This window comes from Bradyrhizobium oligotrophicum S58, from assembly GCF_000344805.1.
Taxonomy (GTDB): Bacteria; Pseudomonadota; Alphaproteobacteria; order Rhizobiales; family Xanthobacteraceae; genus Bradyrhizobium; species Bradyrhizobium oligotrophicum.
The window spans coordinates 284,009-307,532 of the sequence record NC_020453.1; the positions used below are offsets into that span (position 1 = coordinate 284,009).

General features: G+C 66.2%; 24 protein-coding genes and 1 tRNA gene. 9 read left to right on the forward strand and 16 right to left on the reverse strand.

Going from position 1 to position 23,524, the window contains the following annotated elements; translation table 11 throughout:
* Window positions 1–14 precede the first annotated feature (14 nt).
* Window positions 15–413 carry a response regulator gene (locus S58_RS01335; RefSeq protein WP_015663424.1) on the reverse strand — a complete coding sequence of 133 codons (399 nt, stop codon included), beginning with the start codon at window positions 411–413 and terminating at the stop codon, window positions 15–17.
* A 167-nt stretch (window positions 414–580) separates the two neighbouring features.
* Here S58_RS01335 and S58_RS01340 point away from each other — a divergent pair, with 167 nt between their 5' ends.
* The 6 genes from S58_RS01340 to S58_RS01365 all read left to right on the forward strand — a co-directional run bounded on the left by S58_RS01340 (window position 581) and on the right by S58_RS01365 (window position 7,492).
* Window positions 581–1,342 carry a Crp/Fnr family transcriptional regulator gene (locus tag S58_RS01340; RefSeq protein ID WP_015663425.1) on the forward strand — a complete coding sequence of 254 codons (762 nt, stop codon included), beginning with the start codon at window positions 581–583 and terminating at the stop codon, window positions 1,340–1,342.
* 71 nt (window positions 1,343–1,413) lie between these two features.
* Complete coding sequence (locus tag S58_RS01345) at window positions 1,414–2,133, forward strand: prolipoprotein diacylglyceryl transferase (protein ID WP_015663426.1); 720 nt, start codon at window positions 1,414–1,416, stop codon at window positions 2,131–2,133.
* On the forward strand, window positions 2,114–3,526 hold the full coding sequence (locus S58_RS01350; protein WP_015663427.1) for a radical SAM protein: 1,413 nt from the start codon (window positions 2,114–2,116) through the stop codon (window positions 3,524–3,526). The genes S58_RS01345 and S58_RS01350 overlap by 20 nt, the downstream gene beginning before the upstream one ends.
* Before the next feature lie 46 nt (window positions 3,527–3,572).
* The gene (locus S58_RS01355; RefSeq protein ID WP_015663428.1) at window positions 3,573–3,821 is read left to right on the forward strand and encodes a hypothetical protein; all 249 of its coding nucleotides are present in this window, start codon (window positions 3,573–3,575) and stop codon (window positions 3,819–3,821) included.
* A 388-nt stretch (window positions 3,822–4,209) separates the two neighbouring features.
* On the forward strand, window positions 4,210–6,036 hold the full coding sequence (gene typA / locus S58_RS01360; protein WP_015663429.1) for a translational GTPase TypA: 1,827 nt from the start codon (window positions 4,210–4,212) through the stop codon (window positions 6,034–6,036).
* A gap of 208 nt (window positions 6,037–6,244) precedes the next feature.
* On the forward strand, window positions 6,245–7,492 hold the full coding sequence (locus tag S58_RS01365) for a flavin monoamine oxidase family protein (RefSeq protein ID WP_015663430.1): 1,248 nt from the start codon (window positions 6,245–6,247) through the stop codon (window positions 7,490–7,492).
* A gap of 41 nt (window positions 7,493–7,533) precedes the next feature.
* Here S58_RS01365 and S58_RS01370 read toward each other — a convergent pair whose 3' ends face one another.
* The 6 genes from S58_RS01370 to S58_RS01395 all read right to left on the reverse strand — a co-directional run bounded on the left by S58_RS01370 (window position 7,534) and on the right by S58_RS01395 (window position 12,764).
* Window positions 7,534–8,424 (reverse strand): LysR family transcriptional regulator, encoded by an 891-nt coding sequence (locus S58_RS01370; RefSeq protein ID WP_015663431.1) that lies wholly within the window; start codon window positions 8,422–8,424, stop codon window positions 7,534–7,536.
* Between the two features lie 7 nt (window positions 8,425–8,431).
* Complete coding sequence (locus tag S58_RS01375; protein WP_322788252.1) at window positions 8,432–9,406, reverse strand: YeiH family protein; 975 nt, start codon at window positions 9,404–9,406, stop codon at window positions 8,432–8,434.
* A 229-nt stretch (window positions 9,407–9,635) separates the two neighbouring features.
* The gene (locus S58_RS01380; protein ID WP_015663433.1) at window positions 9,636–10,043 is read right to left on the reverse strand and encodes a thiol-disulfide oxidoreductase DCC family protein; all 408 of its coding nucleotides are present in this window, start codon (window positions 10,041–10,043) and stop codon (window positions 9,636–9,638) included.
* On the reverse strand, window positions 10,043–11,371 hold the full coding sequence (locus tag S58_RS01385; RefSeq protein ID WP_015663434.1) for an SDR family oxidoreductase: 1,329 nt from the start codon (window positions 11,369–11,371) through the stop codon (window positions 10,043–10,045). Before S58_RS01385 ends, S58_RS01380 begins: the two co-directional genes overlap by 1 nt.
* Window positions 11,372–11,381: 10 nt before the next feature.
* Window positions 11,382–11,849: a DUF2269 family protein gene (locus S58_RS01390; protein ID WP_015663435.1), complete on the reverse strand. Its 468-nt coding sequence runs from the start codon at window positions 11,847–11,849 to the stop codon at window positions 11,382–11,384.
* 9 nt (window positions 11,850–11,858) lie between these two features.
* The gene (locus S58_RS01395) at window positions 11,859–12,764 is read right to left on the reverse strand and encodes an alpha/beta hydrolase family protein (RefSeq protein WP_015663436.1); all 906 of its coding nucleotides are present in this window, start codon (window positions 12,762–12,764) and stop codon (window positions 11,859–11,861) included.
* Between the two features lie 240 nt (window positions 12,765–13,004).
* On the opposite strand from S58_RS01395, the gene S58_RS01400 reads away from it, so the two are divergent.
* Window positions 13,005–13,514 carry a GNAT family N-acetyltransferase gene (locus S58_RS01400; RefSeq protein ID WP_006611902.1) on the forward strand — a complete coding sequence of 170 codons (510 nt, stop codon included), beginning with the start codon at window positions 13,005–13,007 and terminating at the stop codon, window positions 13,512–13,514.
* Window positions 13,515–13,687: 173 nt separating this feature from the next.
* The gene (gene ppa, locus S58_RS01405; RefSeq protein WP_015663437.1) at window positions 13,688–14,224 is read left to right on the forward strand and encodes an inorganic diphosphatase; all 537 of its coding nucleotides are present in this window, start codon (window positions 13,688–13,690) and stop codon (window positions 14,222–14,224) included.
* A 75-nt stretch (window positions 14,225–14,299) separates the two neighbouring features.
* On the opposite strand, the gene folD is transcribed toward ppa, so the two are convergent.
* The 3 genes from folD to S58_RS01420 form a co-directional block, all read right to left on the reverse strand.
* Window positions 14,300–15,184: a bifunctional methylenetetrahydrofolate dehydrogenase/methenyltetrahydrofolate cyclohydrolase FolD gene (folD, locus tag S58_RS01410; RefSeq protein WP_015663438.1), complete on the reverse strand. Its 885-nt coding sequence runs from the start codon at window positions 15,182–15,184 to the stop codon at window positions 14,300–14,302.
* A 267-nt stretch (window positions 15,185–15,451) separates the two neighbouring features.
* Window positions 15,452–15,781: a DUF167 domain-containing protein gene (locus tag S58_RS01415; RefSeq protein WP_015663439.1), complete on the reverse strand. Its 330-nt coding sequence runs from the start codon at window positions 15,779–15,781 to the stop codon at window positions 15,452–15,454.
* A 14-nt stretch (window positions 15,782–15,795) separates the two neighbouring features.
* A complete protein-coding gene (locus S58_RS01420; protein WP_015663440.1) occupies window positions 15,796–16,086 on the reverse strand; it encodes a YggT family protein in 291 nt (96 codons plus the stop codon).
* A gap of 211 nt (window positions 16,087–16,297) precedes the next feature.
* Between S58_RS01420 and S58_RS01425 the strand changes: the two genes are divergently transcribed.
* Window positions 16,298–16,373: transfer RNA gene (locus S58_RS01425), tRNA-Ala, on the forward strand.
* Between the two features lie 146 nt (window positions 16,374–16,519).
* Here the strand turns inward: S58_RS01425 and S58_RS01430 are convergent.
* From S58_RS01430 to S58_RS01455, 6 genes are all read right to left on the reverse strand, one after another.
* Window positions 16,520–17,329 carry a glutamine amidotransferase gene (locus S58_RS01430; RefSeq protein ID WP_015663441.1) on the reverse strand — a complete coding sequence of 270 codons (810 nt, stop codon included), beginning with the start codon at window positions 17,327–17,329 and terminating at the stop codon, window positions 16,520–16,522.
* Window positions 17,330–17,409: 80 nt separating this feature from the next.
* Window positions 17,410–18,189 carry an SDR family NAD(P)-dependent oxidoreductase gene (locus S58_RS01435; RefSeq protein ID WP_015663442.1) on the reverse strand — a complete coding sequence of 260 codons (780 nt, stop codon included), beginning with the start codon at window positions 18,187–18,189 and terminating at the stop codon, window positions 17,410–17,412.
* 202 nt (window positions 18,190–18,391) lie between these two features.
* Window positions 18,392–18,859 (reverse strand): tellurite resistance TerB family protein, encoded by a 468-nt coding sequence (locus S58_RS01440; RefSeq protein ID WP_042340484.1) that lies wholly within the window; start codon window positions 18,857–18,859, stop codon window positions 18,392–18,394.
* Window positions 18,860–18,987: 128 nt separating this feature from the next.
* Complete coding sequence (locus tag S58_RS01445; RefSeq protein ID WP_015663444.1) at window positions 18,988–20,397, reverse strand: adenylate/guanylate cyclase domain-containing protein; 1,410 nt, start codon at window positions 20,395–20,397, stop codon at window positions 18,988–18,990.
* A 51-nt stretch (window positions 20,398–20,448) separates the two neighbouring features.
* Complete coding sequence (locus S58_RS01450) at window positions 20,449–21,831, reverse strand: cytochrome P450 (RefSeq protein WP_015663445.1); 1,383 nt, start codon at window positions 21,829–21,831, stop codon at window positions 20,449–20,451.
* Between the two features lie 162 nt (window positions 21,832–21,993).
* Window positions 21,994–23,361 (reverse strand): hypothetical protein, encoded by a 1,368-nt coding sequence (locus S58_RS01455; RefSeq protein WP_015663446.1) that lies wholly within the window; start codon window positions 23,359–23,361, stop codon window positions 21,994–21,996.
* Between the last annotated feature and the right edge of the window lie 163 nt (window positions 23,362–23,524).

Consider the following 23,524-nt stretch of genomic DNA (forward strand, 5'->3'; position numbering starts at 1 on the left):
CGCTTCCGGATCGGCTAGGACGGAGGCTGCGGCGGCAACTCATCGCGCCGTCGCAGCACCGCCTCCAATGCATCGGTCGGGCACGGCTTCGGCAGCCGCGGCCGGTCGGCGAATGCGGCCGGCACGCGGTCGGCGCCATAGCCGGTCGAGAATGCGAAGGGAATGCCGAGCGTTGCCAGTCGCTCGGCGATGGCGAAGCTCTTTTCACGCACCAGGCCGACATCGAGCAGGGCGAACTGGGGCGCGCGCTCCTCGATCATGGCGAGCGCGGTCGCGACATTGGCCGCAACCCTGATGTCGCCAATGCCGAGTTCGGTGATGGTGTCTTCCAAACCGAGCGCAATGATGGGGTCGTCTTCGACGACCAGCACATGCTGATAGAGCTCGGGCACGCTGGATTGCGAGCTGGTCATGGGATCTGCGGGTTCCAGGATGAGGGGATGGCCCCCGCAGCCGGCGCCTCCTCTTGAGCGCGCTGGCGGGTTCCTGGAACCAAGGCAGCATATCAGAGTTCCTCTGTCGGTGCACTTGTGAACACAAGGCGCACGTATCACGCACATGCGTAGCGCGGGGGATCACGATGCTGAGCCAAGGTGTGACGACGCTTGCCCGGGAGCGGCCCTACAACAACCTGCTGCGGCGGCTGAGTCCGGCCGACTACGCGCTGATCTCGCCCTATATGTCAGAGGACGAGGCGGTGCCGAATGATCTCCTCTACAGCCCCGGGGACGACGTGCAGGTGGTGCATTTTCCCTGCGGGCCGGCGCTCACCTCCTATCTCGTCCCGAATGAGGATGGCCGTGACGTCGAGACCATCCTCGTTGGCCGCGAGGGCGCCGTCGGGGGGATCGTCAGCGAAGGCTTCCTGCCGGCCTATACCCGCATCGTCGTCAAGTTCGGCGGACCATTCGCAAGGCTCCCGCTGTCGCGTCTGGCCGCCGCCAAGCTGCAATCGAAGACGCTGCGCAACGTGTTCGCGCGCTATGCCGATTGCATGCTGGCGCAGATGTTCCAGTCGACCGCCTGCAACGCGATCCATTCGATCGAGCAGCGCACCGCGAAGTGGATCGTGGCGGCGATGGACCGCACCGATGGCGAGCCGATCGTGCCGCTGACGCATGAGCAGCTCGCGACGCTGCTCGGGGTCGGCCGCAGCTATGTCAGCCGGGTCGTCCAGACCTTCCGCGCCGAGGGCATTCTCGATACCCGGCGCGGCGCCTTCATGGTGCGGGACTTCGACGCCCTGAAGCGCCGCTCCTGCCTGTGCAACGAGGCGGTCAAGACCCATTTCGAGGAGGTCCTGCGCGGCGTCTATCCGACCGAGCAGGCCGCGGCGAGCTGACGTCCGCACACGTCATTGCCTTTTCCGTGTGGAACTTGCCATAGTCCGGCAGACAGCCGGGCGATGGAGTCATGGACGGGGCCGCTCTTCACGCGATTTTCGACGTCGCCGCCTGGTTCAGCGCGGCGGTCGCCGGCTGGTGGTTGTCTCGCCGCGGCGGCGTGAGTTTTCCGAGGCAGTCGACCCAATGGCCCTATGTCGCCGCGCTGGTGTTTGGCGCCGGCCTCGGCGCCTATCTGTTCGGCACGCTCAATCTCTGGCTGTCCGGAATGTCCGGGTTGGCGCGCTCGGTCGAGGGCGCGCTCGCCGGCGGCATCGTTGCGGTCGAACTCTACAAATGGCGGCACGGCATCGCCCTGCGTACCGGAGCACGCTTCGCGCTGCCACTGGCGGTCGGCATCGCGGTCGGACGGATCGGCTGCTACGCCGCCGGGATCGACGACTTCACCTACGGCACGCCGACGACCTTGCCGTGGAGCCATGATTTCGGCGACGGCGTACTGCGCCATCCCGTTCAGCTCTATGAGAGCCTTGCGATGGCGGCGTTCGCCGTGGCCTATATCGTCGCGGTGTTCAGGCGAAGCGAAGCCGTCATCGCCAACGGCTTCTATCTCGCGCTCCTGGTCTACGGGCTGCAGCGCTTCGTCTGGGAATTCCTCAAGCCCTACGGGCCGGTGGTTGGCCCGTTCACGCTGTTTCACCTGCTGTCGCTCGCCATTGCCGTCTACGCCCTGGCCATGCTGGCGACGGCGCCACGCGCAAAGGTTCTGCATGAACGCGCCGCTGCGTAAGTCACGCCCCTATGTGTTCTGGGGCCAGACGCAATCCCTGTGCGAGACCTGTCTCGCGCTGGTGCCGACCAAGATCCAGATCCTCGATGACGAGGTCTGGTATGAGAAGCGCTGCCCTGATCATGGCGTGCAGTCGACGCTGGTCTCCGACGACGCGGCCTATTGGCGCCGCTGCAAATCGTTCATCAAGCCGGGCGACACCCCGCTCAGCTTCCAGCGCCGCACCGAGTTCGGCTGCCCCTATGATTGCGGCCTGTGTCCGGACCACGAGCAGCATTCCTGCCTGGCGCTGATCGAGATCACCGATCACTGCAACCTGACCTGCCCGGTGTGCTTCGCCGAGTCCTCGCCGCAGCGATCGCATTTCACCCCGCTCGCCACTGTCGAGCGGATGCTGGATGCGCTGGTGAAAAGCGAAGGCGAGCCGGACCTGGTGCAGATCTCCGGCGGCGAGCCGACGCTGCACCCGCAATTCTTCGACATCCTGGCCGCAGTTCGCGCCCGGCCGATCCGCCATGTCATGATCAACACCAACGGCCTGCGCATCGCGCGCGAGCCGGACTTCGTCGCACGCCTCGCGGAGAACAAGCGCGGGCTCGAGGTCTATCTGCAGTTCGATTCACTGTCACGTGCAGGGCTCACGGATATCCGCGGCGCCGACCTCCGCCGCATCCGCCAGCAGGCGCTGGAAAACCTCGAGCGCGAGGGCATCTCGACCACGCTGGTCGCGACCATCAAGCGCGGCGTCAATGACGACGAGATCGGCGACATCGTCCACCATGCGCTGCAATGGTCATGCGTCCGCGGCGTCACCCTGCAGCCGGTGCAGGATGCCGGCCGCAACGCGGATTTCAACAAGGACACCGACCGCATCATGCTGTCGGAGATCCGCCGCCGCGTCGTCGAGACTGGCGTGTTCGGCGACAACGACATGATCCCGCTGCCCTGCAATCCCGAGAGCATCTCGATCGGCTACGGCCTGCGCAACGGCACGACGGTGCTGCCGCTGACCTCGATGGTGCCGCGGGAGGAGCTGCTCTCGGTGATGCCGAACACGATTAGCCCGGAGAAATATCCGGTCCTGCGGGAAAAATTCGTCGAGCTGTTCTCGCTGTCGTCGGGAGCGCTCAACACGGGTCAACGCGTCGCCGAATTCCTCTGCTGCCTGCCGAGTGTGCAGGTGCCCGACAATCTCGGCTATGAGCACGTGTTTCGGGTGACCATCGTGCAGTTTCTCGACCGCTTCAATTTTTGTGTCGCGAACGTCAAGCGCTCCTGCATCCATTTCGTCACCGAGCGCGGCGAGATCATCCCGTTCGACACCTACAATCTGTTCTATCGCAACGGTGCCATCGACGGCATCCGCGCCCGGCTGGCGGAGGCAGGCGCATGAGCACAGCGCTCATCAGTATTGTTCGGCCGATTGAGGAGCGGAAGCCGTGAGTGAACGCCCGATCCTGCCTCCCGAACTTCCGCCGCCGCAGCAACGGTCCGGCTGCCTGGCCGCGCTCGGGATCATTGCCGGACTCATCCTGCTGTTTCCCATGGCCTGCGTGCTGGTGGTCTTTCCCAATCAGATCACGCGCAACGACCTCGTCAATCCGATCGGGCTGCTGTTCATCGGCGCGGCCGCCGTTGGTCTCGCGCTGATCGTCCTGGCCGTCTGGCCCAGGCGCAGCCGTTCATGACGCGTTCGGCGGTTTGTTCGGTCCCGGAGCGATCCTGGCCGGCATGGACGATGCGGGACTCGCGATGATCGTGCCGGCCCTGCGCCGCCGCCGGGGGCTGAATAGCTCGCTCCGGCTCTGTGGCGCGTTAGCCAGATCTTCGGATCCCGCTCCTCATTCCCGAAAGCAGTCATTGTTTTTTGGCATTTTCTGCCTATATTGCGCCGCAACGCGCTAGGTCTGCCCGGTCGATTGGCCGGGTTTCCTTTTTGGGGTTGCCGGCCCCTGCCGCAGAACGAGTTTCGCGCGCGCGCGTCGCAAAGCTAACAGCTTGATTCGACTATAACAAAGCGCGCGCCCCGCCGGGGACAGAGCACGGGCTCTTAAGAAAGCTTAGAAGACACCGACCATGAACCTCCGTAATATCGCTATCATCGCCCACGTCGACCACGGCAAGACCACCCTGGTCGACAAGCTGCTGCAGCAGTCCGGTACCTATCGCGAAAACCAGCGTCAGGTTGAGCGCGCGATGGATTCCAACGACCTGGAACGCGAGCGCGGCATCACCATTCTGGCCAAGTGCACCTCGGTGCAGTGGAAAGACACCCAGATCAACATCGTCGACACCCCCGGCCACGCCGATTTCGGCGGCGAGGTCGAGCGCATCCTGTCGATGGTCGACGGTGTGATCGTGCTGGTCGACGCCGCCGAAGGCCCGATGCCGCAGACCAAATTCGTGGTCGGCAAGGCGCTCAAGCTCGGCCTGAAGCCGATCGTCGCCATCAACAAGGTCGACCGGCCGGACGCGCGCATCACCGAAGTCGTCAACGAGGTGTTCGACCTGTTCGCAGCCCTCGATGCCACCGACGAGCAGCTCGATTTTCCGATCCTGTACGGGTCGGGCAAGAACGGCTGGATGGCCACCTCGCCCGACGCCTCCCACGAGGACGGCATGCAGCCGCTGTTCGATCTCGTCATCAAGCACGTGGCGCCTCCGGTGGTCGAGGAAGGCCCGTTCCGGCTGCTCGGCACCATTCTCGAGGCCAACCCCTATCTCGGTCGAATCATCACCGGACGTATCGCGTCCGGCACCGTGAAGCCGAACCAGGCGGTCAAGGTGCTGTCGCGTGAAGGCAAGCTGATCGAGACCGGTCGCATCACCAAGATCCTGGCGTTCCGGGGTCTCGAGCGGCAGCCGGTGGAGTTCGCCGAGGCCGGCGACATCGTCGCCATCGCGGGCCTGACCAAGGGCACCGTGGCCGATACGTTCTGCGATCCTGCCGTCGAGAGCCCGCTTCAGGCGCAGCCGATCGATCCGCCGACCGTGTCGATGTCGTTCATCGTCAACAACTCGCCGCTCGCCGGCACCGAAGGCGACAAGGTCACCAGCCGCCTGATCCGCGACCGTCTGCTGCGCGAAGCCGAAGGCAACGTCGCGCTGCGCGTGGTGGAATCCCAGGACAAGGACGCGATGGAAGTGTCCGGCCGCGGCGAATTGCAGCTCGCGATCCTGATCGAGACCATGCGCCGCGAAGGTTTCGAATTGTCGGTGTCGCGCCCCCGTGTCGTGTTCCAGAAGGACGAGGCCACGGGCCAGACCCTGGAGCCGATCGAGGAGGTCGTGATCGACGTCGACGAGGAGCATTCCGGCGTCGTCGTGCAGAAGATGAGCGAGCGCAAGGCCGAACTGATCGAGATGCGCCCGTCCGGCGGCAATCGCCTGCGGCTGGTTTTCTACTCGCCGACCCGCGGCCTGATCGGCTATCAGGGCGAGCTGATGACCGACACCAAGGGCACGGCGATCATGAACCGCCTGTTCCACAACTACCTGCCCTACAAGGGCCAGATCCAGGGCCGCCGCAACGGCGTCCTGATCTCGAACGACCAGGGCGAGGCGGTGGCCTACGCGATGTTCAAGCTGGAAGATCGCGGCCCGATGATGATCGAGCCGGGCTGGAAGGTCTACAAGGGCATGATCGTCGGCGAGCACACCCGTGACAACGATCTCGAGATCAACGTCCTCAAGGGCAAGCAGCTCACCAACATCCGCACCACCTCGAAGGACGAGGCCGTTCGCCTCACCCCTCCGATCCGGATGACCCTGGAAAAGGCGCTGGCCTATATCGAGGACGACGAGCTGGTGGAGATCACGCCGAAGTCGATCCGCCTGCGCAAGAAGCACCTCGATCCGAACGAGCGCAAGCGCGCCGAGAAGCAGAAGGAAGCGGTGGCGTAACGCCACTGCTTCAATGCTCCACCTGCGTTGTGGGGCGCACCGGCTCGGCACCTCCGCCGTCATGCCCCGCGCCGGCGGGGCATCCAGTATGCCGCGGCCTCTCGGCGTTACACTGCCGTCTCGGCGTACTGGATCACCCGCTTTCGCGGGTGATGACAGTGTTGATGGAGTTACATCGCGCCCATGATGTAGGAGTCGGCGTCGCCTCATGAGCAGCCTCCCATCCTCCGTCGATATCGCCATCATCGGCGCCGGCGCGGCCGGCCTCGGCGCCGCGCATACGCTGCGCGACAAGGGCGTCTCCTTCGTCGTGCTCGAGGCGCGCGATCGCGTCGGCGGCCGGGCGTACACCATCAAGGCCTCACCTCAGGTGACGTTCGACCTCGGCTGCGGCTGGCTGCATTCGGCCGATCGCAATTCCTTCGTTTCCATTGCCGAGCAGCTTTCCTTCGCCATCGACAACAGCCCGCCGCCGTGGCGTGACCAGGCCTATGACGCGGCGTTCCCCCGGGCGGAGCGGGACGATTTCATCCGTGCGCTGGAGGCCTTCTTCACGCGCACCGCGGAAGCCGCGAAGAGCGGCCGCGATGCTCCGGCGAGCGATTACCTCGCGCCCGGCGATCGTTGGAACGGCATGATCGATGCAATCTGTACCTATCTCAACGGCTGCGAGCTCGACCAGATGTCGCTGCTCGACTTCGAGGCCTATGAGGATACCGAGCTGAACTGGCGCGTCCGCCACGGCTATGGCGCGCTGGTCGCGGCCTATGGCGCGGGCCTGCCCATCGCCTTCAACTGCGAGGTGACGCTGATCGACCACAGTGACAAGCGTATCCGCCTCACGACCTCGCAGGGCACGCTGGCGGCCGACAAGGTGATCGTCACCGTGCCGACCAATCTGATCGCCGACGAGGCGATCCGTTTCACGCCCGAGCTGCCCGGCAAGGTGGAAGCTGCCGCGGGCCTGCCGCTCGGGCTCGACAACAAGGTCACGCTTGCGCTCGACGGCTGGGAGCATCTGCCGAAGGATTCCGGCATGCGCGGCCGCAGCCGCAGCGCGCGTGTCGGCAGTTTCCAGCTGCGCCCGTTCGGCCAGCCCTGCATCGAAGGCTTCTACGGCGGCAGCTTCGCGCGCGAGATCGAGGCGGCCGGCGAGGGCGCGCTCGCGGCACAGGCGATTGACGACGTCGCAGCCCTGCTCGGCAGCGACATCCGCAAGAATCTCAAGCCACTCGCTGAGTCGCGCTGGGGCGCGGACCCGTTTGCGCGCGGCGCCTATTCACATGCGCTGCCGGGCCATGCCGACAAGCGCGCGGTGCTCGCCACGCCCGTCGATGATCGCTTGTTCTTCGCCGGCGAAGCCACGCCGCCCGACTTCTTCTCGACCGCCCACGGCGCCCGCGACAGCGGCGAGCGCGCGGCTAGGGAAGCGTTGGCGTCGCTAGGCAAACGCTGATCTCTCCGTCGTCATTGCGAGCGCAGTCGGGATGACGGGCTTCAACCAGCCCTCGTCTCTCCCACCATCCGCAGGAACTCCCGGGCCGCCTGGGTCTGGTGATGCTCCCGATGGCGCAGGCTGTAGAAGTGCCGCTTGGGCAGCGAGATATCGGCGACGGACAGCAGTCCCGCCTTCACGGCGCGCATGACCACGAGGCGAGACAGCACCGTGACGCCGGCGCCGGCCTCGACCGCGCCGCGGACGGCCTCGTTGGACGGCAGGTCGAAGACCACATCCAGTCCATCCGGATCGATGCCGAGCCGGTGAAGCGCGGCTTCGAGCACCGCGCGCGTGCCGGAGCCCTGCTCGCGCAGCACCCAGCGCGCCGCTTTCAGATCACTGGCCGCAACTGACGACGCCCGGCACAGCGGATGGTCGAGCGGACCGACCAGCACCATTTCATCCTCCGCGACCGGCTGCGCCGCGAGCAGGGGATCGTCGACGTCGCCCTCGACGAAGCCGAGATCGGCCGAGCCCTCGCGCACGCGGGCCGCGACCTGCTCGGTATTGCCGATCGACAGCTGCAGCGCGATCGCGGGATGCGCGGCGTTGAAGCGATGGATGATGGCCGGCAGCCAATAACCGGCGATGGTCTGGCTCGCCGCCAGCGCCAGCTGTCCGCGCTTCAAGCCGGCGAGATCGTTGAGCACGGTTTCGGCGGCGGCTGCGCGGGCCAGCACCGCCTTCGCTTCGACGAGGAATGCGCGGCCGGCGGCCGTGAGCACGATGCGGCGGCCGACGCGATCGAACAGTTTGGTCTGGTAGCGCGCCTCGAGCGCAGCGACGGCGGCTGATGTGGCCGACTGGGTCAGATTGAGGTCGTGCGCCGCCTGCGTGACGTGCTCGCGGGTTGCCACCGCAACGAAGATCCTGAGCTGTTCGAGCGTCACATGCGTCCTATGTCGTCAGCTTCACCAGCGCCAGGCTGAAACCCGCGATGAACAGGAAGGCGAGCAGGCCGAGCGCCAGCGGCCGCAGGCCTTTCGCCTTCAGCTTGGCGAAATCCGTCTCCAGCCCCATCGCGGCCAGCGCCATCGACAGCAGGAAGGTCGTCGCGGTTACGATCACCACTTTCGCCTCGGCCGGTACGGCGACGACGCTGTTGACGCCGACCAACGCGATGAAGCCGAACACGAACCAGGGCAGCGGCGGCTGCGCGCCGACATGGCCCTGGCTGCCGTGACGCGCGCGGCGCGTGGCCAGCAGGCCGAGCGTGAGCACGACCGGCGCCAGCAGCATCACCCGCGCCAGCTTGGCGATGGTGCCGAACTCGCCGGCCTGCTGTCCCCCCTGGAATGCAGCCGCGACAACCTGCGCGATCTCATGGATCGAGGCGCCGCTCCACAGGCCGAAGGCATGGGCGTCGAGATGCAGGAGCGCTGGAAGCAGCGGATAGACGACCATCGCAATCGATCCGAACACGGTGACGCAGGCCACCGCATAGGCGACGTCCTCGTCCTTGGCGCGCGTGACCGTGTTGGTCGCGATGACCGCGGAGGCGCCGCAGATCGACGTGCCCGCCGCGATCAGCTCGGCGAGCTTGCTGTCGACGCCGAGCAGCCGTCCCATCCACACCGTGAACAGAAAGGTGCCGGTGAGGCTGAGCGCGATCACGGCGAGCCCGCGCGCGCCGACCTCGGCGATCTGAGCTGCCGTCAGTTGCAGGCCGAGCAGGATGATGGCCAGCCGCAGCAGCCGGCGCATCGAGAACGTGACGCCGGCCTTCGCGCGCGTGGGCGTGCCGACGATGTTGTGAAACGCCATGCCGGCCACGATCGCCAGGATCATCGGACTGAACATGCCGAGCCCCGGCAGCTGCCGCAGCCCGAATGCGCCGGCCGCGATCGCAGCCGACAGCGCGACGCCGGGCAGCAGCGCCGGCACGGCGGACGCAGCCGAGACGCGGGCATGGCGATGAGGAGCGACAACGGGCGCATCGGCGGTCAGGTCATGCGACGGGGTAGCCATGAAAAACTCTCCCAAAACAGGCGTTCGGAAGAGAATTTCATGCTCAAATCAATCGATCCAACGAATTATATTGTACATATCATTCGTTTCAATCGATTAATGATCCGACTCGAGTCATCACGGCGATGGATCACTACTCCAGCACCCGCCTCCGCAGCTCGGCATCCGGCACGAAGCAGGATTCGAATTTACCGAAGATGCGGTAACGGTTGCGCGCGACCACGCCGTAGACCGCATTTCGCAGCGGCTTTGGCACGGCGAACAACGCCCGCGTCCAACCCCAGCCCGGCAGGTTCGACAGCACGGTGAGCGCTGCGTCGGATTTCAGATGCGCCCTGCCGGCATGGATGACGGCGTTGGTGTCGGGATCTCTGGGGTCGATGCCGAACGCCTGCGCCAGCCTGGTGCCGTAGGGCGATTGGATCGGCGTGAACCGGAAGCGCTTTGCGGTGTCGCGCGCGATCACGAACTGCACCCAGCGCGAGCAGAACACGCAGACGCCGTCATAGAGGATCACGTCATCGTCGGGCCAGTTCGTCATCATCGATTGTCCAGGGTGAGCAGTGCGAGCAGCATCAGCACGATCGCGGGTCCGGTCTTGACCAGCGCGCCGAGCGGCTCGAGCCAGAGGTCGGGGGTGAACAGCGCGCAGCCGATCATGTAGCCGAGCGAGACGAAGATGCCGGCGACAAGACCGACAGCAGCGGTCCTGCGGAACGCGATCAGCACGCCGACCGAGATATCCATCATGCTGGTGATCGCCGCGAACGGAACGGCAAAGCCCTCGGGCCAGCCGCGCGTGGTCAGGATCGCCGTGGTCGCCGGGAATGACGCGAACAATGCGATGCTGCCCGACGCGATCCAGAATAGCACGAGGCTGACGATGATCAGCGCCTTGATCAGGAACAGCCGCGCGAACCATTTGTCCTGAATGGAGGCGCCATGCTGCCCGACTGCCTCGGCCAAGGTCGTCGGCGTGATGCCGGTCGCGGCGATCCACAGCGCGGGATCGCCACGGACGCCGCGACGTAGTTCGGCGATCGCGGTGCTGCGCATCGGCGGCATCCAGCCGAGCCGGCTCGACAGGTCACCGGCGAAAGCGCCGAGATCGACGAGAGGCGCGGGCATGGCGATGCGCGTCCAACCGGAGGTGCCGAAGCTGCGGCGAAAGGCTGATAGGACCTCGCCGAGGGTGACCGGCTCCGGTTGCATCAGGTCCCAGCTCACGGCGCGTGCCGTCTCGTCCTCGATCGGCCGTGCGGCGAGCCAGGCGATGGTGGCGGCGACGTCAGCCACCGCGACCGGCTGGAACGGCGTGGCCGCATCCTTCGGCGGCAGGTCGACCGGGAACGCCGCCAGCGCGCGCAGCATGGCGCTGCCGCCATAGGCCGACGGCGCGATCACGAAGCCCGGACGCAGGATCGCGTGGGGAACGCCAGATGCCGCGATCAGGCGCTCGGCCTCGCGCTTGGTGGTGGCGAAGGAGGTGCGGTCTTCATCGGCTGTTCCGGGAATCGAGATGTGGATCAGACGAACATTGCGTCCGCAGGTCGCGACGGCCGCGAGCAGCCGCGCGACGAAGTCGCGATGCACGGCGTTGGTGTCGCTGCCCGGGCCATCCTGCAGCACGCCGAGGCAATTGACGACGACGTCGATCTGATGGGCGCGGATGAGCCCCGCCAGGGCCGTTGCATCCAGCGCCATGATCGGCAGCTCGATGTCACCAGGTGAGACACGCTGAGAGGCGGAGAACGCGCGTGCGACGCCGATCGTCGCAAAGCCGCGCCGGCGCAGATCGTCGGTGACGTAGCGGCCGATCAGGCCGGAGGCACCAAGCACGAGCGCGCGGCGATGAGCAGGAGCGGTCACGCGTGCCTCATCAGAACGGCTTCGCGATCATCAGCCCGAGAATGGCCATGACCGCGCCGAAGCCGGGAATGCCGCACAGGAACCAGCGGCGAAAGACCAAGAAGTAGCGCGCGGGCAGCGGCTGTGCCGAAGCGTCCGCAACGCGCGCGAGATCGCGTAGTTCGATCTGCATGAAGATCACGGGCACCCAGAACAGGCCAGCGAGCGCGTAGAGCGCGAGCGAGGCGAGGATCCAGCCTTCCGTCAACGCAGTCGACGACAGCCACATCAGCGTGCCCCCGGTCACCGGCTGCAGCAGCACCGCCGACAGCGTGAACAGCATGTCGGCGATCACGACCACGCCCGCCGTGCGCGCGATGAATGCGGCTTCGCCGCTCAGATGCGCCATCAGCATGAAGAATGCGATCCCCGTTCCGGTGCCGAGAATCACGATGGCGCCGAGCGCGTGCAGATATTTGACCAGGAAATACAGCGTCATCGTGTCCTGCTAGTTCGGCGCCGCCGGACGCATCGCGCGTCGCGCAATCGGGGCGGCGAGGGCGCCCGCGAGCGAATCCGCGGCCAGTGCGAGGCCGGCATCGTGTTCGATCATCCAGTGTCCCTCATCACCCGAGGACGGCAATATGTTGAAGCTTGCCTGGCCTCCAGCCGCATTGAACGCATCGGCGAGCTGCCGCGACACCGCCGGCGGGAAGTAGCTGTCATTGGCTGCGACGAGCCAGGTGACACGCACGCGTGAGCTACGTCCAAAGGCATGAGCGGCATGGCGCAGGCGCTCTTCCGCGCAGACCCGTCCGGGCACGTCGTCGGCATGGCCGCCGCGGCCGGGCGCAAACACGATGATCCCGGAAACGATCTGCGGCGGCTGATCGGTGAGCGCCAGTGCTCCCCAGCCGCCGGCCGAATGACCGATGACGAAGGCGCCGCCCTTGGCGACGAACGGCTGCTCGCGCATGTAGGCGAGCGCGCGCAGAATCTGCGCGGCGGTCGCGCGTCCTGCTTTTTCGTAGTCCGGATCAGCGCAGCTGCCCTGGTCCTCGACATAAGGTCCGCCGGTGCGGCCATGCCCGAGCCGCTCCGGCACCAGCACGGCATAGCCGCGCCCGACCAGCTGGCGCGCCAGCGCAGCATAGGCCGGCTGCGGCATCTGTGCCCGGCGCAGCGGGTTCTGCGTGGAGGCGTGCGCGATCAGGGCCAGCGGAAACGGGCCGTCGCCGGCAGGCCGATATAACAGCGCATGTGCAGCGATTCCTGGCTCGGTGGACGGTACCCGCCATTGCTGCTGCCGCGCTGGTTCGCCCTCGGGCGCGACAGGCCCGAACGTCTGCGCCCATGCGCTCGATCCTGTCAGGACGAGCGCGAGCAACCATGAGACGCGGCGAAGCAGGACCATTCAGCCGAACGGGAAGATGTTGAGTCAGCGCCACACTAGCCGACGCCAAAGCGAAGCAGCTGGAGTTTTTCGTTCGGCCTATGAACCTGCGGTGACAGAGCACCGCCGCCACCCAACAATGTTGCGAAATCGTCCCTTTTCGGCACAGCTTTCCGCCACGGTGATGCCGAAAGTCCACAGGTTAACCGATCTTTAACGTGGCACCTTGAAGGCGCGCCGCCGACTTGCTTTGATCCGGTCATGAGCACAACCCTTATCGAAGTCCGTCCGGCCAAGGCTGCAGATGCGGCGGCGGTGGCGTCAGCCCATGATGAAGCCTGGCGTTCGGCCTATCAGGGAATCATCCCTGGCGCCGAGCTGGAGAAGCTGATCAATCGGCGTGGCCCGCAATGGTGGGACAGCGCGATCCGCAAAGGCAGCCGCGTCAGCGTGCTGGTGTTCAACGACAAGGTCGCTGGCTATGCGAATTACGGCCGCAACCGCGCCCGCAGCCTGCATTTCGACGGCGAAGTCTACGAGCTCTATCTGCGACCGGAATTTCAGGGGCTGGGGTTCGGTCGCCGGCTCTTTCAGTCCGCCAAGCGCGACCTCGCGCAGAGCGGCCTGAAGAGCATGGTGGTGTGGGCGTTGTCCGACAACGATCCCGCCACCGAGTTTTACCGTGCATTGGGTGGCCGTATGGTCGCCCGATCGTCGGAGCGTTTCGGGCCGAAGTCGCTGGACAAGGTCGCCTTCGCTTGGACCAACTGAGCCTGGACCAATTGAGCTCCGGGCGGATTAAGCCTGAACGCAGCCAGTGAACTGAACTGAAGGTGCAGGATTGAGGTAGCTGTTGCGCAGCCGCGAATTTTTTGCGACTGCGAATGCCAGCGCTCATTCCACGGGCGTCCGACCCTGAAACGTTCAAGTTCTACGGAGCATCCATGCGCATCGACGCCATCCCGATCGGAAAAGATCCGCCGCGCGAGGTCAACGTCGTCATCGAAGTGCCGGTCGGCGGCGAGCCGATCAAGTACGAGCTGGACAAGGAAGCGGGCACGCTGATCGTCGATCGCTTCCTCTATACGGCGATGCGCTATCCCGGCAATTACGGCTTCATCCCGCACACGCTGTCGAACGACGGCGATCCCTGCGACGTGCTGGTCGCCAACACCCGCGCGATCGTTCCTGGCGCGGTGATGAGCATCCGTCCCGTCGGCGTGCTGCTGATGGAAGACGAGGCCGGCGGTGACGAGAAGATCATCGCGGTGCCGTCCTCGAAGCTGACGCAGCGCTACGACAAGGTCCGCACCTACTCGGATCTGCCGGACATCACGCTGCAGCAGATCCAGCACTTCTTCGAGCACTACAAGGATCTCGAGCCCGGCAAGTGGGTCAAGGTGCTGCGCTGGGGCAATGCCGACGATGCTCATCAGCTGATCACCGAAGGCATCGCGCGCGCCAAGGCTGCGAAGAAGTAAGGCCGCGAAGAAGTAACAACCGAGGATGCGATTCCGGGTTCGGCTCCGTGAGCCGTCCCGGAATGATGTCGACGGTTAGACCGCAGGCTTCGGCAGGCCGGCGATGGCGCAGGCGGCGCGCAGTGTGTTGACCAGCAGGCACGCCACGGTCATCTGGCCGACACCACCCGGCACCGGCGTGATCGCACCGGCCACCTCGGCAACCTCCGCATAAGCGACGTCGCCGACCAGCTTCGTTTTGCCCTCGGCTGTCGGGATGCGGTTGATGCCGACGTCGATCACGGTCGCGCCCGGCTTGATCCAGTCGCGCTTCACCATCTCAGGACGGCCCACGGCCGCATAGACCAGATCGGCGCGTGCGGTCAGCGCCGGCAGGTCGCGCGAGCGCGAATGCGCGATCGTCACCGTTGCGTTCTCGTTGAGCAGCAGCTGCACCAGCGGACGGCCGACCAGGTTGGAGCGGCCGATCACGATTGCATTCATGCCCTCCAGCGAGCCATGCACGGTCTTGCTCAGGATGATGCAGCCGAGCGGTGTGCACGGCGCCAGCGCCGGCTGGCCGCCGGCGAGGCGGCCGGCATTGTGCGGATGCAGCCCATCGACGTCCTTGGCCGGGTCGATCGCGTTGATGACGACCTCGGTCTCCAGGCCCTTCGGCAGCGGCAGCTGCACCAGGATGCCATGCACGGCGGGATCACGGTTGAGCTTGCCGATCAGTGCCAGCAGTTCGTCCTGCGAGACGTCGGCGGGCAGCTTGTGCTCGAACGAGGCCATGCCGGCGGCCTGGGTCTGGGTGTGCTTGCTGCGGACGTAGACCTCGGAGGCCGGATCGTTGCCGACCAGCACCACGGCCAGGCCCGGCGTCAGGCCGTGGTCGCGCTTGACCCGCTCGACCTCACGGGCCACCTGGGCGCGGAGGTCGGCTGCGATGACTTTTCCGTCGATGATGCGCGCGGTCATGTGCTCTCCTTGTCGTTCGAATGCCGTCCATTGAGCAAGATGCTGGCCGAGTGCTCCCACCCTCCCCTGGAGGGGGAGGGTCGATCGCACGCGCAGCGGGCGAGCGGGGTGGGTTGAAGCCACGGATGCTGGTGCCGGTGGAGAGATCACCCCACCCGCCTCACGTTTCGCTTCGCTCGCCGTGAGGCGACCCTCCCCCTCCAGGGGAGGGTATGACCACCGTTGGTGCAGGCGACTTGCCGTCTCGCTGTGTTGCGTCTGCTCTCGTTATGTCCCGGTCGGCTTATGGGGCGCAATGAGGTCGCGCAAGGCCTGATCGAGCTCAGCAACGTCTCCGTCGATCGCCACCTGCTTCAGCCGCGACGTCGTGCCGGAGGTGATTCGCACCGACGCCTTGGTGACGCCGACGGCCTTGGCCAGCAGCTCGGTCACGGCCCGGTTCGCTTCGCCGCCGTCGGCGACGGCCCGCACCCGGACCTTGAGCACGCTGCGGCCGTCGGACAGCGTTTCGACGCCGTCGATGGCGTCACGGCCGCCGCGCGGGGTCACTCGCAGGGCGACGGTCAGGCCGCCCGAGGCTGGACGCCAGGGCTCCATCGCGACGCGCGCGGTCAGAAGACGTTGGGGTAGATGTAGTAGGTGATGACCCGCTGGATCAGCATGATGATCAGGATCAGCACGATCGGCGAGATGTCGAGACCGCCCAGATTGGGCAGCATGCGGCGGATCGGCGCCAGCACCGGCTCGGTGATTCGGTACAGGAATTCGGCGACCGCGGAGACGAACTGATTGCGCGTGTTGACGACGTTGAAGGCGATCAGCCACGACAGGATCGCCGAGGCGATGAGCAGCCAGACATAGAGGTCGAGAATGATCAGAACGATGTCGAGAACGGCGCGCATGCGGGTCCACTCGGGGGCGAGGTCGCGAATTCGACCTGCGATGCCCGGTAGATATCGGTTCCGCAACGCGCAAACAAGGGAAGCTGCCGGTCAAGGCTAATACGGGATGTGACCGTTCTTGACTTGACCTCGGCACCGCCTGTAAATGGCGCCCGATCTGCCGGCCGCCGCTCCCAACTTCCAGGCGGCCGTGACGAAGCAGTCGTGTTTCGGGGCCATAGCTCAGCTGGGAGAGCGCGTCGTTCGCAATGACGAGGTCGGCGGTTCGATCCCGCCTGGCTCCACCACGCTTCGCCCTTCGGGCTACGCGTGGCGCAGCCGCGCAGTGCCCGAAGGGCGAAGCGTGGTGCCCGGCGAAGCCCCTTGGCGAAGCCGGACTTTGAACAGCCTCCAGCCCATCCTTTGAGAACTCATCCGCCGAGGGACGTCGCTCCTACTCCGCCGCCTCCGCCAGCGGGGTCACCGGCTCGCGCGTCAGCCATCCGTCCAGGAAATGCGCCAGCCAGGCGCGCTCGCCCGCATCGTGCACGGCGCGGCCCTCGAAATGGTGGTGGCGCGGACGGGCGCCGGGTGTTTCCAGGCGGCCGTGACCGCGCGTGGTCCAGCGGCACATCATCGCGTAGGTCACGTCAGGGTGAAACTGCAGCCCCGTCGCGTTGTCATACTGGTAGGCCTGGACCGGGAAGTCGCCGCCTTCGGCGAGCAGTTCGGCGCCAGCGGGCAGGTCGAAGCCTTCGCGGTGCCAATGGTAGACGTGATCGGGCCAATGCGGGCACAGCTTGCGTCCGGCGCGCGTCGGGCGGATCGGATAGTAGCCGATCTCGGCGCGTCCCAGCGGATGCGGCGCCACCTTGGCGCCGAGCTGGATCGCCAGCATCTGCGCCCCCAGGCAGATCCCGAGAAACGGACGCTGCTCGCGCAGCGGCACTTCGATCCAGTCGATCTCGCGCCGAACGAAGTCGTCCGGATCGTTCGCGCTCATCGGACCGCCGAAAATGACGGCACCTGCATGCTCATCGAGCGTCTCCGGCAAGGGATCGCCGAATCGCGGCCGGCGAATGTCGAGCCGGTAGCCACGTGCACGGAGCGCGTTGCCGATCCGGCCGGGGCTCGACATTTCCTGGTGCAGGATGATGAGAACGGGCCGGTGCGGCGCAGCCGCCGAGGCCAGCGTCGAGGGCAGGAGCCGAACGTCCGCCTTGGCGGTCCCGTTCGATGGTTGCGAAGGGTAGGGCCTGAGCATCACCTGACGATCATAGCTAAGCGAAGGTTAATGGCGCGTGAGCGAGCGCACATCACAAAGCAAGCGTCGGGCCAGTGTCGTCAGTTTCGCCTCAACTGCAGCCGCCCGACCGCGTCGAGGATGAAGCCGCGCGGGAACCAGCGCAGCATGAACGGCACGATCTTGATGCCGAGCCCGGGCAGCACGACGCGCTTGTCGGCCATCAGCCCGCGATAGCCGGCTTCGGCGACGGCCTTGGGCGGCACGTTGAGGATCACCGAATCGACCCCGGGCTTGAAGCCGGCCCGCGCCTGGAATTCGGACGGCACCGGGCCGGGGCACAGCACGGTGACCCGGACGCCATGCGGCGCCAGCTCCTTGCGCAGCGCCTCGGTGAAGGAGATCACATAGGCCTTGGAAGCGTAATAGACCGCCATGCCCGGTCCCGGCAGGAAGCCGGCCACCGAGCCCAGATTGAGGATGCCGCCCTTGTTGCGGATCAGCTGGTCGGAAAAGCGGAGCGACAGCTCGGTCAGGGCCCGCACATTGACCGCGATCATGTCGAGCTGCTCGGTGCGGTCGAGCTGCACGGCCTTGCCGAACAGGCCGAAACCGGCATTGTTGACGAGATATTCCAGCTCCACGCCAGCGGCCGACAACGCGGCCTCGATGGCTGCACCGGCGTCGGGGGAGGTGAGATCGCAGGGGATCACCAGCGGCGCCGGGCTGCCCTTGGCGGCAATCTCCTGCGCCAGCGCGGCAAGCCGGTCTTCGCGCCGCGCAGTCAGTGCGAGCCGGTGCCCGTTCGCGGCAAACACGCGCGCCAATTCGCTGCCGATTCCGGCCGAGGCACCCGTTATGAGCGTGACACGTTCACCCACGATCCCTGCTCTTCGATCACATTCCAAACATCATCCGGTTGCGGCGGACGAGAGCATAGGCAGGCGGGAACATGCAAGCCGCCGCAAAAAGCAGCTTGCTGCGAGTGGAAAGCAATAGCTTCGGATTCACATGGGTTTACATGAACGCGGGGTGCCCAGAGCAAAATTAAAGTTTGTTCATCTCCGGTTCCCAACAGCCTGCTCAGGCGGGGGTCGCGGACCGCCGCGTTGCCACCCGGTGCTTCAGGTCAACGCGGTCGCGGGTGGAGATGCCGAGCAGCTCCGAGGCCCGCCAGACCACGTTGTCCTCGAATTCCGTGACCTTGCCGTCGGCATAGACCAGCTCCCACATCATCTCGACGATGCGCAGGCGTCCGGCCTCGTCGACCTCGCGCATGATCACGCTGGTGAAGCGATAGAGGTCGACCGCATCACCTTCCACCAGCATGGCCTGCGAAATCAGCCGGTCCGCGCCGCCGGGATCGAGCCCGAAGCGCAGCTCGATCAGGCCGTGCAGCTTGCGCCGTTCGATCTCGCTCGGCTCGCCGTCCAGCGAGATCACGTGGATCAGCAGCGCTGTTGCCGCCAGCTGATAGCCGTTGTCGTCGAAGGCCGGGGTCTCGTGCGCGGAAACCACGTCGGCGATGAATTGGCGCAGTCCTTCGAGCATGTCGTCCTTCGTTGTTTGATCGCCGAAGCGGAACCGCGCATCGGTCTGCCGATGCTTATGATATGCGAACCCGAGCCGTGCTGGGCAATGCGCACGGCGAGGCCGGCCGCATGACATTTCGGTAAGCGTTACGGTATTTCGTAGACCATCATCCGGTCTGCGATGCCGCGCAGCGCCGCGTGTTTCTGGATCGGCGCGATCCTGGCTGTCCTCAGGATGTCGGCGACCCCCGGGCTCTCGATCACCGGCGAGGTGAGGTGGATCTCCTGGGCGGTCGACAGGCTCTGCACGCGCGCGGCGATGTTGACGGTCTGGCCGAAATAGTCCTGGCGGTCGTTGAGCATCACGGCGAGGCACGGTCCCTCATGGATGCCGATCTTGACCACGAGGTCCTCGGTGCCGCGCTCGGCATTCAGCCGCTGCATCGCCGCGCGCATCCGCAAGCCGGCGGCGAGCGCATGCTCGGGCTTGATGAAGGTGGCCATCACAGCGTCGCCGATCGTCTTCACCACCGCGCCCTTCTCGGCGTTGATGATCTCGAGCAGCGCGCGGAAATGGGCGCGCACGATGTCGAACGCCGCGAGGTCGCCGACGCGCTCGTACAGCGCGGTCGAGCTCTTGAGGTCGGTGAACAGGAAGGTCAGCGAGGTGATCTTCAGCCGCTGGTCGATGTTGAGATTGTCGGCCTTGAACACGTCGCGGAAGGTCTGGTTGGAGAGCATCCGCTTGGCGGTCAGGAACGGCTTGCGCCGCCCGATCAGGTGATGCAGCGCGTCCGCCGCCACCATGATCGTCGGCAGCACGCGCACCCCGGCCTTGTTGTCGAGCGTGAGCTGCAGCGGGCCCGGACGCAGCACCGTGGTCTCCACCGTAGACCGCGCCCCGTCATACTTGATGGCAAGCTGCTGCACCTCGTCGGTCGGCTCGCCCTGCACGTCGATGAAATGCGCCTTGTGGGTCACCGGCTCGAACACGATGATGAACTGCGGCGGCAGGATCAGCGACGCGGTGACATGATCGCCGGCGGCGAGCTCGCGTGTATCGAGCACGACTTCGTTCGACAGCGCCGCCATCGAGGCCTCGTCGAAATCGACGCCGGAGCTCCAGAACACCTGCTTGAAATAGTCCCAGACCCCCAGGGAATGCGGATCGTGGGCCGCGATCCTTCTGACCCGCGGGCTCACCGTGAACGCCGCCTCGACCTGCTGGTCGACGGTCGCCTCATAGCCGCAGGCGCACAGGCCGCATTGGTATTCGTCCGACCGCAGCGACTTCAGCGTGCCGTGGGCGTCGAGCACGCCGCCGCAGCCGGGGCACAGCACGTTCCAGGTCAGGTCGAACAGGCCGGCGCGCGATGCGTGGATGAAGCCGGAGATCACGCGCTCCTCGTCGAGCCTGGTCCGATCAGCGAAATCGAGCACGTTGATCCGGTTCAGCTCGTGATCGGCACCCTGGTCGATCAAGGTCGCGATCGCGTCGGCCACCGGTGGATCGGCGGCCTCGCGGAGGGCAGAAAACTGCACGGCCGTGGCGTTCATGGACATTCCGATCAAATAAAAACGATAGATCAGAATACCAGACTAGGCCGCTCAACGCGGCGTGATCTTGAACAGCGGCGACCGGCTCGGCTGGGTCGTCACCACGCCCACCGGCATGACTGGCACGCGATCGACGAGCTCGATCTTGAACGCGCCGACCAGGCGCGCCAGGGCCAGCACGGCTTCCACGAGCGCGAAATGCGCGCCGATGCAGACCCGAGCCCCGGCGCCGAACGGCAGATAGGCGAAGCGCTCCGGCGGCGGCGCGCCCGGCAGGAACCGCTCGGGCTTGAAGGCGTTGGGTGCCTCCCACAGCTTCTCGTGCCGGTGCAGCAGCCACGGCGAGATCAGCACGACGTCGCCGCGCTTCACCTGGAACGCGGCGATCCGGTCCGGTCCACTGGCGGCGCGCGCGATCAGGAAGGCCGGCGGATAGAGCCGCACGGTCTCGTCCAACACGGCGCGCGTGAACGGCAGCTGATCCGGGTCGCTCGGATCGGTCGCGGCGCGAGCCTCCTGCGCGAGCTTGTCCTGATTGGCCGGGTCGAGCGCGATCAGATACAGCGCCCAGAACAGCGCCGTCGCAGTGGTCTCGTGCCCGGCGAGGATCATGGTCGCGACCTCGTCGGCGAGCTGCGCATCGGTGAACGCAGCGCCTGTCTCCGGATCGCGTGCCGCGCCCATCAGGTCGAACAGGTCGCGCGGCGGCGCATCCTCCAGCTTGCCGGCTGCGCGCCGCTCGGCCATCAGCATGGCGACGAAATCGGTCCAGCGCTTGCGGAACCGTCGGCGCGCGAAGTCGCGCGGCGTCGGCCAGGACAGCGGCAGCACGATGTCGAGCAAATGCGGGCTGGCCAGCCGCTCGCCATACTCGTAGACGAAGTCGCGCAGGGTGGCGCCGTGGCGGCCCATCTCGAACGAGAACATCGTGCGCCCGGCGATGTCGAGCGTCATGTGCTGCATGATCTCGCGCAGATCGAGCGGCTGCCCGCATTGCTGCTTCAGCCTGGCGACGGTCTCGTCGCTCACCGCGACCATGTGCGGGATGAGGCCTGCGACCGCACGGGGCGTGAAGGCCGGCGCCAGGGTGCGTCGCTGATGCTTCCACGCCTTGCCCTCGGCGATCAGCAGGCCCTCTCCGAGCACCGGACGCAGCACGCGCAGCGCGCCGACGGTGCGGACGTAGTTCTCCCAATTGTCGACCAGCACATGCTTGATGGTATCGGGCGTATTGAGAATGTAGCTGGAGTTGCCGAAGAAGCGGCCGCGGATGATGTCGTCCTCATAGGCGCGCTGGCTCCAGGTCGCGATCGCGTTCTCGCCCATCATCAGCACGCGGCGGAACGCGCCCATGCTGTCCGGTGCGCGCGGCGGTGTCGGCGGGATCAGCGGCAACCGGGCTTGAGGCAGATAGTGGACGTCGGCGGTACTCATTCACGGCCTCGCGACACTGTTGCAGGCGGGATCGGCTGGGGAACAGCAAATCTCGCCGGAAGTCTCCCGAGGGAGGTCTCTCGATCACCCCGCCCGCAACGTGAGAGGGAAAGCGCGATCTCGCGCTCTCCATGGCTGTCATGTCTCATCTTACTCCGGCAACTAATTAGTCAGCTCGATCATCGCAACCCTAGTTTCCGATGCTGGCCAAAGACGGGCGGCGATGCGTTCCTCGTTGAACAGACCGATGACGCTGCGTCCGACGTCGCCCGCAGGCAGCCGCAATGTCGTCGCCGCGTCCGTAGGTACTCCCTTCTGTATGTCGGCAGGTTCCCTGCCGTCGAGCAGCACGATGTCGCGGGGCAGGCCGAAATAGCCGCGCGGCCTGATCATGATGAGGATCGCGCCGGCCCCGGCATCGGCCTGGCCGAGCGGCCGCGCCGCGCGCAGATGCACGACGTCGGACGACCGCGGGAACGGCGAGCGGTAGAAATGCGTGATCGGCGCGCCCGGCGAGGTCAACACGATTTCGAGATAGGATGTCGGATCGACCTCCGCGGGACCCCAGCGGCCGTCGGTGCCGGTCTGGCCGCGATAGACAGGCTCGCCATTGCGTGCGCCGGTCTCGCCCGAGACGCGATAGACCTCGACGCTTGCGCCGGCGACGGGGCGATTGGTCGGGGCGCCGCCCGGCGTTCCCGTCACCAGGCCGCTGATGCGCACCTGCTGCTCGGGCTGGATCGCGATCTGCACAGGCTCGCGGCCGGCGATGAATTTGTAGATCTCGCGGAACGCGCGCGGGTGGAACGCGACCTCGCGATGGTCCAGCGCGCCGAGCACGAGGTTGGTCGCGCCCTTCAACGCCGGCCCTTCGGCGGTGATCCCGGTCGGCACACCGGGCTTGCCGACCAGGCGGCCATCGGCCTGGGCATATTTGTCGAGGCCGTCGCTGCGCAGCGTCAGGAAGGCGGTGCCCTCGGTCACCTCGCTGTCGCCGGCATTCAATCCGCGCAGGAACGCGCCGCGGCCGTTGAACTCGCTGCCGGGACTGTCCTCCCAGTCGAACACGCCGTGATTGGGCGTGCCGCACAGCACGGCGTGGCTGACATCGGCGCCGCCGCCGTTCTTGACCACGTTGCGGATCGCATTGCCCCCGCGCGAGCTGCCGACCAGCGCCACGCGCGCCGCCCCGGTTCGCTCCTTCAGCGCCTTGATCGCCTCGGAGAGCTCGCGGCGCTGATCCTCGGTGGACGAGCGGTTCGGCATTGCGACGGTGTCGTCATTGCGCGCCAGCGGGTCGGTGAAATTCAGCGCGGCCAGTCGCGACCGCGGCACGCCGTTGGATTCCATCCGCCACAGCGTGGTCATCCACAGCGCCGCATGGTCGCCATTGCCGTGGACGAACAGGACAGGCGGCATCTCGCCGACGGCTGTCCCCGCGGTTTGCGCGCGCGCCGGTAAGGTCAGACCGCTCGTGAGCAGAGGCAAGGTTCCCACGCCCTGCAGAATGGTGCGGCGCGTCAGCTTCATCGGCGGTCTCCCCTGGTCATTCATTTTGTGTTCGTTGGCCGCGATCCATGATGCGAGCCACTCGGGAGCACTGGACAGCGGCAGACATTCGCAGGCATCACATACGTCCGGCCGGAATCAAGCGATAGTTCAATGCGACTTCATTCGCGGCGACTTCATTCAA